Raw genomic sequence first — 11,640 nt, forward strand, 5'->3', positions numbered from 1 at the left:
GCTAATCTGTTAACTTAGCTAGATCATAAGGTGTATTTTGATACACATAATAGTTCAACCAGTTAGTAAACAATAAGCTGCCATGAGCTCGCCAACTGGCAATGGGCTCTTTAGATGGATCGTCATCAACAAAGTAGTTAACAGGAATATGCGGATTACCATTATTCAATAAATCTCGTTGATATTCTTGCTTTAAGCTTTCGGGATCGTATTCTGGGTGCCCAGTAACAAACACTAAACGCTTATCTTCAGAGGCAATTATATAAGCCCCCCCTTCTTCTGACTTAGCCAAGATATTTAGCTCTGGTATTGAGCCGTAATCTGCTAAGGATATTTCACCATATCGCGAATGAGGGGCGTTAAACACAGGGTCAAATCCACGTAATAATTCGTCGTGTTCATTTTGGACCTTATGTTGGTAAACACCGCTTAACTTGCGCTCTCTTAGCGCCCTATTTTTTCCAAAGAAATGATAAATAGCCCCATGAGCTGCCCAACAAGAAAACAATGTGGATTGCACATGACGACGAGCCCAATCCATAATCACTGTCATTTTATCCCAGTATTTAACATCCTGATAAGCCAGATGCGCCAAAGGTGCTCCAGTAACTATCAGTCCATCATATTTTTTACTGGCCACATCATCAAAAGCCAGATAGAAATTATCCATATGCGCTGCAGGCGTATTTTTGGGCGCTTGGTTATCGATACGAATTAAGTCAATATTAATTTGCAACGGTGTATTGGAGAGTAAGCGTAAAAATTGCTCTTCGGTTTCCATTTTATTGGGCATTAAATTTAAGATACCCACTTCCATAGGCCTTATGTCTTGAGTGGCTGCCCGCTGACTGTCCATTACAAAAATATTTTCTTTGTTAAGCACATTTTGAGCAGGTAAATTGCTAGGTATTCGAATTGGCATAACGGCTCTTTAGCAGAAAGTGGTGTATAAGAATTTCGCGTAATATCATGCAAAAGTCAACATCTTTACGTCTAGACGTCTAAACGAAAAGTTATACAGTGGTGAAAATTGGTCTTAATGTATTGGTGAACCTATTCTCATCTATGCCTAAAATTATCCTCTCATTGTATGTTTGAGCTAAATTGCAAGCTAAATTTAGATGACAGCTTTCTCTTATTGAAGCGCATTAAGCCTAAGATATTGTTTTCCAAAATAGTGTCAATTATTTTTACATATCACGAATCTCAATATTTTAATACTCATAAGAAACAATAACCTAGATAACGGTACTATTAATGCATGACTTATGCCTGACCACAAATGTCGTTAACTCGATATAAAAACTTGTCAATTAAAGGACTCAAATTATGAAGTTTTTCTCAAAATTAATGGTTTCAACTTGCTTACTTTCTGCTGTTTCTTTTAATGCTGTTGCAGGCATTGTTTTCTCTTTTACTGAATCAGGAGGAAATGTAATTATGCAGTCGTCAGGTGTGCTCGATACAACTAGCTTAATCAGTCAAACTTCTGCAAGTTGGGGTGGTATTGGTACTGAAACTAACAACGCTCCAGAATCCGATATCATGGGTGACACTACTATGGGGAGCCTTGATCTAGCCTTTGGGTTTAGTGCAGGTACAGACTTAAGCCCATGGATTGGTGATATGTTCACTTTACTTTTTCCATCTATTCCTTGGGTTTCTTCTGGGACGACTCAATTTGCAACATACTATTTAGAGACAGGCGGTATACGAACTCCGGGGATCGGACTTGCACAAGAGGATCTAATAAACGGATTATGGACACCCGATGTATCTTGGATCGCCGCTGCTAGTTTCGCTAGCATAGGCTTAACTGTGGGTGATTATACTATCACTGATGCTCAAACTGGCGAATTTATCTCTATTCAGATTGGTGAGCCAATCAGTGTTGCTGCTCCTTCAGTTGTTGTTTTGCTGGGACTTGGAGTATTAGGGATTGTTATTTCAAGAAAATTTAAATTGTAAAACATCACGCCTTTAGAACTAATAACACCCCGCGGTTTCCTCCACAGCCATCTGTTCCACATTAGCTAGGCTGGTGGAGGGTAACTGTGGCAGACAGATAGCTGAGGATCTAAAACAAGTCCGACTAATTGATCGCCTCTTTAGGCCGATTTTAGTCCTTTTTGTACTTAAATTTAATGTTTGCAATTGGCACTAAACGGCCTTCAATTTAAGTGTTCCTCATTCCCGATTAGATTCACCAGAAGATTGGTATTAACGTTGATTATTATGAAGATTAAACAGCAGCTCAGCCTCTGCAGCTGGCATATCACATTCACGCATAACCTCCTCAAGACTTGCGCCTTGGCTAATGAGTTTAGCGCCTTTGCTGTAAAATCGGCTTTGAGGATCTTGTTCAACTAAATTTTGTTGAGCTGTTTGTAAGCTTTCAACTTGCTCGATTAAAGCTTTAACTCGGCGACTCACACCATAGTTACCACTGCGAATTTCATGGAGTTCTTCGCTCAGGCTACTGTTAGCTTTCATGAGTTCTGATAGGGATTTATCTTGAGACTTATTGGTGTCCAATTGATTATTAAAACGTTTAAAAAGCAACGCAGCCATAGCAATACTACAAAAAGAGACAATCAGTGCGATTAAGCTTATTAATAATGGAAAACTCATAATTATCTCTCAAATAAACTCAAGGCACGTTGTATTCAGGCAAAGCCACACAGTACTTATATAAATAACGTATTCAGGCTGCTATATGTACTTAGATATTAGTAATTTCAGTCCACTCTTCATCATTAAGTAATTTATTCAAATCCACAAGAATGAGTAACTGTCCATCTCTATTACTAACACCTTGAATAAACTTAGCGCTTTCTTCGGTGCCTACATTAGGTGCGCTATCTATCTCAGACGAACGCAGATATACCACTTCGGCTACACTGTCGACAAGGATCCCTACTACTTGCTCATCAGACTCAATGATAACAATCCGAGTGTTGTCTGAAATGTCTGTAGGAGGTAAACCAAATCGAGAACGGGTATCTATGACGGTAACAACATTCCCTCTCAAATTAATAATCCCTAGAACATAGTCTGGCGCACCAGGTACGGGCGCAATTTCAGTATGCCGCAAGACCTCTTGTACTTGCATCACATTAATACCGTATGTCTCTTCACCTAATTTATAGGTTACCCACTGTAAGACTTCGTCGCCATTTGCATCTACAGTATTATTTGAATTTCTATCGTCACTCATTCCATCGCTCCGGCCCTAACATAGGCTAATCGTTACTGCTTAAACCTTGATTTAGCATATTAATCAACTGCTGAACATTCATCAAGGCACACATTTTCTTTTTAACCATGCCAGACAACCAAGAGCGACCCACTTCTACATCTCGCCATTTAACGTCATCTGGTAACACAGTTTCGGTAGCAATCAAGTTTTCACAACCTAATCCCCAGCCACTTTCTTCCAACACTATAAGGTATTGATATTCGGTGGAACCAGCCAGCTTGTCAGCTGATTTTTCTGGCATCACCCATTTTGCTGTATCGACCACATTATACTTTTCGTCACGATGCAGTAAAACACCTTTAAACCAGGCAGGTTTACCAAACAACGGATTGATACTCTCAATCTTATGTATACCACCTAATTCTGTTAAGGGAACCGCAAGTGTCATACCCGCCACTTCAAACAGTAACACCTGAAACTCCTCTTTGGGAATAATAGGTTTAATTACATTGCTGGAACCTTGCTCACTGACTTGCTTTTTGTCGACTCCAGTATCCAAAACTTTAGAGTCTATTGCTACTGTATCTTCGGGAGTAGCAATTGCTTCAACAATAGGTTCGGTTCTAGGCGGTTTGCTGAGAGGGGCGGTTTTTAACAACTGCTGAACTGAATGCCGCGCTAGATCCTCGACTACTGGCTCATCAATTAGCAAAGCCGACATGTAATCTTCCATCACATCTTCATTGGCGAAAGGATTACCGCTCATGTTGCTTGTTCCAACTTTAATAAATGACTTAATAATTTAGCATAAGCAAAAACCCCACGGGATTTAGGGCAATACATAGAAGGAGGACTTTGTGCCTGACTGGCATCCCGAAACCTCGTATCCACAGGGATCAATCCAACCCAAACACTGTCTTTATAGGTGCGCCTTAAGGTGCTATATGCTGACGTTGCTGCGTTGACGCGTTTATCGTACATAGTTGGCACTATGGTATACGCAAAGGTTTTTGCTAAAGATTTTTGCATGATCTCCATAGAATGCATCATTCTATCTAAGCCTTTAAGTGCCAAAAACTCTGTTTGAACTGGGATAACAACTCTATTGCATGCTGCGAGTGCATTTATCATCAATACTCCTAAAACAGGTGGACAATCAATAATAGCGTAGTCAAATTCATCGCTAATAAGATCCAAAGCTTGACGTAAAATTAACCCCATACCACTTTGCGTACCTAATTTTCGATCCAGTGTCGCTAAAGCCATGGTAGCGGGTAAAATAAACAACGAATCTAATTTAGTTGGACATAGACAATTAAGGACATCATCTTTAGTAACTGATTTTCCAGCCATAAACACGTTGAACAAGCTACTAGATAATTCTTCCGAATCAACACCAAAATAGTAACTTAACGAGGCCTGAGGGTCGGTATCTACTAAAATAACCTTACGGCCGCTTTGGGCAAGCAATCCACCAAGGGTAACTGTTGTTGTGGTTTTACCTACACCACCTTTATGATTAGCAACAGTCCAAACTACCACTTCAAAGGCCACTGGCTATGACTATATATCAAAGGCATGTAAATGACGCGACGGCCAATATTCTCGTTGTGGAAAAACACCTGAAGTGCTCCTTTGACCTTAGTTAATTATTTCGCTTTTTATATGCTGCGCCATATGAGCAATATCGTAATTTTCTTCAGATATATTTGCGACTGTAACAGCTTGAGGCATACCATAAACCACACAGCTCTTTTCATCTTGCGCCCATATCTTAGCACCTTTAGCTTTTAACGTTTTACACCCTTCACGGCCATCGGCGCCCATTCCTGTAAGTATCACTCCCAGCACTTTACCAGAGTATACTTTCGCAACGGAATCAAAGGTTACATCAACACTTGGTTTATAGGCAGCCGCCGGGAATTGTTCAGGCTCGGAGACTCTAATTTTTGCACTGCCCATTCGGCCTTCAATGGTCATTTGTTTGCCCCCTGGTGCGAGGTAACACACACCTGGAGTTATTAATTCGCCATTGCTTGCTTCTTTCACTCTTATATTACATAAACCATTTAAACGTTGTGCAAAAGCTTGTGTAAAGGTTCCAGGCATATGCTGCACCATCACCACAGGAACAGGAAAGTTACTCGGTAGCTCAACTAATATCTTTTGTAGCGCAACAGGTCCTCCGGTTGAAGTACCTATTGCCAAACACGCGTAATCCCTTGAACTAGAAGAGCCACTGGTTGTTGCCCTTGACGCAACTGAGCTGGCCGTTCTTTCACTGCTACGTGCAGTTGAGGTAGAACCAAGAGCTGTAGGTCGTGTCGTGGATGATGAACTGCCAGTTGCGACTCTTCTACCACTTAGCGCTTTAACCCGATTTTGTAGCAATGAAATGGCTTCTTTACGGTTTAGCGCAATATCTTCAAATTTCTTAGGTAGAAAATCTAATGCCCCCGCGTCTAAAGCATCTAGGGTTGCTTGCGCGCCCTCGTGAGTTAAAGACGAGAACATAATAATAGGGACAGGATGGCTCGCCACAATTTTTTTGACAGCTGTGATCCCATCCATAACAGGCATTTCGATATCCATTGTGACCACATCGGGTTTCAAAGAAGCCACCAGTTCCACCGCCTCTTGGCCATTTATCGCTTCGCCTACCACTACTAACTGGCTATCTTCTTCGAGTATTTTTTTAACTCTGCGACGAAAAAAACTTGAGTCATCAACTATTAAAATCCTATGCGCCATCTTCGCCTATCTTACCTGTTTCTATAACTTCTAATTTCATACTAAGCGTTTCAAAAACATAAATATCTACGCTTTTTTGGCCGCATATCTCTTCAATAAACTGGGAACATCCAGTATCAAGGCAATGCCACCATCACTGGTGATGGTGGCACCTGCCATGCCTGGTGTTCCTTGAAGTAACTCATCTAAAGGTTTAATAACTACCTCTTCTTGGCCAATCAAAGCATCAACCACAAATCCAAGTTGTTGCGTACCTATTTGAACAACAACAACATGCCCTTTGGTTTTATCAAATTCAACATGCCCCCTAGCTAACCACTCCCCTAAGTAAAACAGTGGGATCGCTTTCGAGCGAACAATCATGGTTAATTGACCGTCAACCGTATTGGTTTTTTTAATATCAAGATTAATGATTTCATTCACAGAGCCTAAAGGCAAAGCAAAGGTTTGGGCCCCAATAACTATCATCAAGGTAGGTAAAATGGCCAAGGTTAAAGGCACTTTTATCTCAAGTGTGGTGCCGACGCCCATTTTTGAGTCAATATTTACGGTGCCATTTAACTGGTTAATTTTAGTTTTAACCACATCCATTCCCACACCGCGGCCCGACACTTCTGATATTTCAGTTTTGGTAGAAAAACCTGGGGCAAAAATCAAACTAAAGGCTTCTACATCCGTCATTCTTGCGGCAGCATCTGAGTCCAAAACCCCGCGAGAAATCGCAATTTCCTTGAGTTTATTTGGGTCCATTCCTTTACCGTCGTCGATAATGCTTAGTAGTATATGATCACCTTCTTGGGAAGCAGACAATTTAACTGTTCCCATAGTGGGTTTGCCAGCAGCTTTCCTTTCTTCAGGCATTTCAATACCGTGGTCAACTGAATTTCTAACTAAATGCACCAGTGGATCGGCTAACGCTTCGACTAAATTTTTATCTAAATCTGTTTCTTCACCTTCAAGCTCAAGGGTAATTTCCTTTTTCAAAGTGCGCGCTAAATCGCGTACAACACGCGGGAAGCGCCCAAAAACTTTTTTAATGGGCTGCATACGGGTTTTCATAACCGCACCTTGTAAATCGCCAGTTACCACATCCAAATTGGCTATGGCCTTGCCCATACTTTCATCGTTTACGTTTGAACTTAAACTTAACAGACGGTTTCTAACTAAAACCAGTTCTCCCACCATATTCATAATCTGATCAAGACGCTTGGTATCAACCCTAACCGTTGTTTCTGCCTGGGGTGGAGGAGTAGCTTTCTTTTCTTCCTTTTTAGCAGCTGGTTTAGTTACGTCCGCTTTTTTAGGGACCGATACTGACTTTTGGGATTCTGGTGGTTTTGCTTTTACCGGTTTAGACTCACCAATAGACGCGGGTTTTACAGGCTCAGCTTCTGCAGGCCCTTTGCCTTTACCGTGTAATTGGTCGAGCAGCGCTTCGAATTCGTCATCTGTTATATCGTCATTTGAATTGTTTGAACTTGAGGCATCCGGCTCTGCTTTTGCAGCATCAGCAGCAGTGCTCTCTTCTGCCTTAAATTGGCCTTTGCCATGTAACTGATCAAGTAGGGCTTCAAATTCATCATCGCTAATATCATCGCCATCTGTAGAGGACTCTTCGACGGCTGCAGGTGCATTACTGCCATGCAATTCATCTAACAAAGCCTCAAATTCATCTTCACTAAAATCAGCGGAATCCGCGGCCGTTGTTGTCTCATCCGCAGCCTGATTGTTCTCAATCTCCGGCTCTGGTGTGGCGACTTGAATAGGCTCTGCCTCATCGGCAGACTCTGGTTGACTAAGTCGGGTGAGGGTATCAATAAGGCTCTGCTCAGCTGCAACGAGTGGTTCACCTGCTTTGACGTTGTCGAACATTTCTACTACTTCATCAGTAGCTTGTAATATGACATCCATGAGTTCTGGAGTAAGTGAGCGTTTACCATTGCGCATCACATCAAATACATTTTCTGCACCGTGGCAAATATCGACTAATTCGGTTAATGATAAAAACCCAGCCCCGCCTTTAACGGTGTGATAGCCCCTAAAAATTGCATTGAGAAGATTCGCATCTTCAGGGTTATTTTCTAGTTCGACTAACTGTTCTTGTAGCAGTTCTAGGATCTCGCCAGCTTCAACCAAAAAGTCTGCTAGTATTTCCTCATCAACATCAAAAGCCATATTATCGCCCCCCTAAAATCCTAGACTCGAAAGCAAATCATCAACGTCATCCTGATCCGACGCCACATCTTCTCTACTGTCGGCATTCAATATTGGACCTTCAGCTTTTATTACATCAACTTCCTTCTCGACTTGCTTAGGCTTGTCAATGGCCCCTGCTTCACCTTTAGGTTCAACACTGCCAAACATAGTGAGCATGTACACTAAGTTGTCTTCAACTTCTTTGACCAATTCAATAACTCGTCTAATCACTTGACCAGTTAAATCTTGATAACCTTGCGCCATAAGCACTTCAGTCAACAATCCTGTTAATTGTGCGGAATCTTCACTGCCATTTTTTAGAAAACTATCCATTTCTGACACTAGTTGATTGAATTCGCCCAACTGTAATTCTCTAGCAATCAATTTATTCCATTCAGGTAACACTTTGGCTATCCCATCGTGCAACTTTTCAGCGATTGGCATACAAGAGTCCACCAAATCCATGGTCTTATTAGCTGCTTCTTCTGTTGCTTCGATTACATAGGCTAGTCTTGTACGAGCGTCTGGAATTTCCTCAGTCGCCATATTTGCAATACGCGGTTCAAGTTGAAAATTATTCAATGAATCATGAAGCTGGCGTGTCAATTTCCCTACTTCAGCGAATAACTCAACCGAACTGTGGGTGGTAGATGATTCAAGTAACTCATGAGCGCCTTGATTATTACCACTTTCGATTAAGGTCACTAATTTTTTTGCATCTTCAAGAGATATTGGCGCAATGTCCGTGGTCTTCATACAGTCTTTCCTCACAATCAGGTTAGCCTGAATTTAACCAAGTCTTTCAAATATTTTTGCTAACTTTTCTTTTAATGTTGCTGCGGTGAAAGGCTTAATAACATAACCGTTTACCCCAGCCTGGGCAGCGGCAACAATTTGTTCTTTCTTGGCTTCCGCTGTTACCATTAAAACTGGAATGTGCTTTAAGCTCGCATCTGCCCTTATCGCTCTAAGTAAATCTATACCTTGCATACCAGGCATATTCCAATCCGTAACCACAAAATCAAAATCCCCTTGCTGTAACATGGGAAGTGCAGTACTACCATCATCTGCTTCTTGTATATTTGCAAAGCCTAGATCTTTAAGTAAGTTCTTAATAATTCTACGCATCGTTGAAAAGTCATCAACAACGAGTATCTTCATATTCTTATCCAAAATCACCTCCGGTGAGAATTTCAACTTGAAAGTTAAAACCCAACTTTATTAGTTTTGTTATTTTTCGTTTGAACGCCAATTCTGCATGCGAGACTTAAGTTTCAGCATAGCTTGGCTATGTATTTGACTCACTCTGGATTCACTCACATCCAGTACTTCACCAATTTCTCGTAAATTCAGTTCTTCATCATAATACAGAGACAACACAATTGCTTCACGCTCTGGCAAAGTCGTAATTGCATGGGCTAAGGCTTTCTGGAAAGAGCCTTGAAGAAAATCTTCAAAAGGGGTGTCTGAACCTTTAGTTTGTTCATTACTGATAACATCTTCAGTGACACCTAAATCTTCCATGCCAATGATTTTTCCAGCATTCACCTCATTTAACATTTGGTGATAACTTTCAATACTAACTTGCAGTTTTTCAGCAACGTCTATATCACGGGCATCACGCCCTGTTTCTCGTTCAACTTGATTAATGGCCTCTGTGATGGCGCGACCATTTTTGTGAACTGAACGAGGCGTCCAATCACCTTTTCGAATTTCATCTAACATTGAACCACGAATACGGATGCCCGCAAAGGTCTCGAAACTAGCACCTTTAGAGCCATCGAAATTTCGAGACGCTTCTAGCAACCCTATCATACCTGCTTGAATTAAATCATCGACCAAGACACTCGCAGGTAAACGCGCAATCAAATGATGAGCGATGCGTTTAACCAAAGATGCGTGTCTTTCGACTAAGTCATTCTTGTCGTCAAGTTGTTGGTATGCGGCCGCTTTATTATTCACCGAGTTTCTCCTGCTGCCTCTTTAGCCACCAATTGCTCAAGAAAAAACTCAAGATGACCACCTGGTTGATTCGGAATCGGCCACTCTACTGCTTTTTGTGCTAGCTTCCTAATCGCTAACGCTGCAGGTGAGGTTGGAAATGCTTCTACTATGGCTTTTTGTTTCCTCACTGATTTTCGAACGTTTTCATCAAATGGCACCACAGCAACCAGCTCCAAAGCCACATCCAAAAATCTATTGGTGACTTTAGTCAATTTTGTAAACAATTCGTTGCCTTCACGCATACTGCGAACCATATTGGCAACAATTTTGAATCGAAAAACGCCATGCTCTTTATTGAGAATTTTTATCAACGCATAAGCGTCAGTAAGGGAGGTGGGTTCGTCACAGACCACCATCATAATATCTTGAGATGCCTTGGAAAAACTCAACACCATATCTGAGATACCGGCCGCTGTATCAACGATTAGCACATCAATTTGAGATTGTAATTCACTGAAAGCGCGAATAAGACCGGCATGTTCGGTGGTTGTCAGCTCGGTCATGGATTGGCTACCAGAGGTGGCTGGCGCAATTTTAATGCCGTATGGCCCTTCTACTAACACTTCATCTAAGGTGCATTCGCCCGACAACACATGAGATAGATTTTTTTCTACCCTTAGGCCTAAAAGTACATCTACGTTGGCTAAACCTAAATCGGCATCCAACACCATAACTCTTTTGCCTTGTTGTGCTAATGAAATGGCTGTGTTGAGGGTAATATTAGTTTTCCCAACTCCCCCTTTTCCACCAGTCACGGCTATTACTTTAATTAACTTAGATTGATTCATTCTTCTTAAGCTACTCGCTTGGTCCTCAATCATACTGCCACTGCTGCGTTATTAACATTATTGGCGCTAGTATGAATTAAACCGAATTTTTTATAAAGCTTCGCAGCACTGGTAATTAAAAATTTTGTGCTTGCGGGTTGCAAATCCTCGGGTACACGCTGACCGTCGGCCAAATAACAAATTTGTAATTTGTTTTCAATTGCCACGCTGATTATCTCTCCTAAGCTGTAACACTCATCTAATTTAGTCAATATACACCCTTGTAGAGAAACCTGTCGATACTCATTAACCGTTTGCTGCATAACTCGATACTGACAATTAGCTTGCATCACTAAATAATGCCTAATATTAGCACAAGTGTTCTGCTTCATCGTATCTAACTGTTTGATTAGTCTTGCATCTTTTTGACTAAATCCTGCTGTATCTACCAATACTAAACGTTTATTTCTAAATTGAAAAAGTAAATCTGAAAGTTCACTTGAATCTTTGGCTTGTTTAACACTGCAACCTATAATTTTTCCGTAGGTGGCGATTTGTTCAAATGCACCAATTCGATAGTTATCCAAGGTAATAATAGCCACTTGATCAACACCATACTTTTGCGCAGCTTGAGCAGCAAGCTTAGCAATGGTGGTGGTTTTACCTGTGCCTGTTGGCCCCATCAATGCCACTACTCCTGGTTGCGACAAAATATCGTCATCT

The 11,640-nt window shown here is 41.2% G+C and carries 12 protein-coding genes and 1 pseudogene; 1 reads left to right on the forward strand and 12 read right to left on the reverse strand.

Translation table 11 applies throughout. The annotated features are described in order from the left end of the window. Position 1: 1 nt before the first annotated feature. Positions 2-922: a homoserine O-succinyltransferase gene (gene metA, locus Q0688_RS02310; protein ID WP_299072656.1), complete on the reverse strand. Its 921-nt coding sequence runs from the start codon at positions 920-922 to the stop codon at positions 2-4. Positions 923-1,329: 407 nt separating this feature from the next. Between metA and Q0688_RS02315 the strand changes: the two genes are divergently transcribed. Further along, entirely contained in the window at positions 1,330-1,968 is a 639-nt protein-coding gene (locus Q0688_RS02315) for a hypothetical protein (protein ID WP_299072658.1), read from the forward strand. Positions 1,969-2,220: 252 nt separating this feature from the next. Here the strand turns inward: Q0688_RS02315 and Q0688_RS02320 are convergent, their stop codons facing one another. From Q0688_RS02320 to Q0688_RS02370, 11 genes and pseudogenes are all read right to left on the reverse strand, one after another. After that, positions 2,221-2,631 carry a DUF2802 domain-containing protein gene (locus Q0688_RS02320; RefSeq protein WP_299072661.1) on the reverse strand — a complete coding sequence of 137 codons (411 nt, stop codon included), beginning with the start codon at positions 2,629-2,631 and terminating at the stop codon, positions 2,221-2,223. A 91-nt stretch (positions 2,632-2,722) separates the two neighbouring features. Beyond that, positions 2,723-3,217 carry a chemotaxis protein CheW gene (locus tag Q0688_RS02325; RefSeq protein ID WP_299072664.1) on the reverse strand — a complete coding sequence of 165 codons (495 nt, stop codon included), beginning with the start codon at positions 3,215-3,217 and terminating at the stop codon, positions 2,723-2,725. A gap of 25 nt (positions 3,218-3,242) precedes the next feature. Then, positions 3,243-3,965: a chemotaxis protein CheW gene (locus Q0688_RS02330; protein ID WP_299072667.1), complete on the reverse strand. Its 723-nt coding sequence runs from the start codon at positions 3,963-3,965 to the stop codon at positions 3,243-3,245. Continuing rightward, positions 3,962-4,741: a ParA family protein gene (locus Q0688_RS02335; protein WP_299072670.1), complete on the reverse strand. Its 780-nt coding sequence runs from the start codon at positions 4,739-4,741 to the stop codon at positions 3,962-3,964. Before Q0688_RS02335 ends, Q0688_RS02330 begins: the two co-directional genes overlap by 4 nt. 99 nt (positions 4,742-4,840) lie before the next feature. After that, positions 4,841-5,950, reverse strand: a complete 1,110-nt coding sequence (locus tag Q0688_RS02340) for a chemotaxis response regulator protein-glutamate methylesterase (protein WP_299072674.1) — start codon at positions 5,948-5,950, stop codon at positions 4,841-4,843. Positions 5,951-6,016: 66 nt separating this feature from the next. Continuing rightward, on the reverse strand, positions 6,017-8,125 hold the full coding sequence (locus Q0688_RS02345; protein WP_299072677.1) for a chemotaxis protein CheA: 2,109 nt from the start codon (positions 8,123-8,125) through the stop codon (positions 6,017-6,019). A 12-nt stretch (positions 8,126-8,137) separates the two neighbouring features. Beyond that, on the reverse strand, positions 8,138-8,902 hold the full coding sequence (locus Q0688_RS02350) for a protein phosphatase CheZ (RefSeq protein ID WP_299072680.1): 765 nt from the start codon (positions 8,900-8,902) through the stop codon (positions 8,138-8,140). 33 nt (positions 8,903-8,935) lie between these two features. Then, a complete protein-coding gene (gene cheY, locus Q0688_RS02355; protein ID WP_299072683.1) occupies positions 8,936-9,319 on the reverse strand; it encodes a chemotaxis response regulator CheY in 384 nt (127 codons plus the stop codon). A gap of 57 nt (positions 9,320-9,376) precedes the next feature. Beyond that, on the reverse strand, positions 9,377-10,108 hold the full coding sequence (locus tag Q0688_RS02360) for an RNA polymerase sigma factor FliA (RefSeq protein ID WP_299072685.1): 732 nt from the start codon (positions 10,106-10,108) through the stop codon (positions 9,377-9,379). Beyond that, on the reverse strand, positions 10,105-10,971 hold the full coding sequence (locus Q0688_RS02365; RefSeq protein ID WP_299072687.1) for a MinD/ParA family protein: 867 nt from the start codon (positions 10,969-10,971) through the stop codon (positions 10,105-10,107). Before Q0688_RS02365 ends, Q0688_RS02360 begins: the two co-directional genes overlap by 4 nt. Then, positions 10,968-11,640: pseudogene (locus Q0688_RS02370) on the reverse strand (GTPase); the annotation flags it as partial. The pseudogene Q0688_RS02370 and the gene Q0688_RS02365, both read right to left, overlap by 4 nt.

Source organism: uncultured Paraglaciecola sp. (genome assembly GCF_937123705.1).
GTDB lineage: Bacteria > Pseudomonadota > Gammaproteobacteria > Enterobacterales > Alteromonadaceae > Paraglaciecola.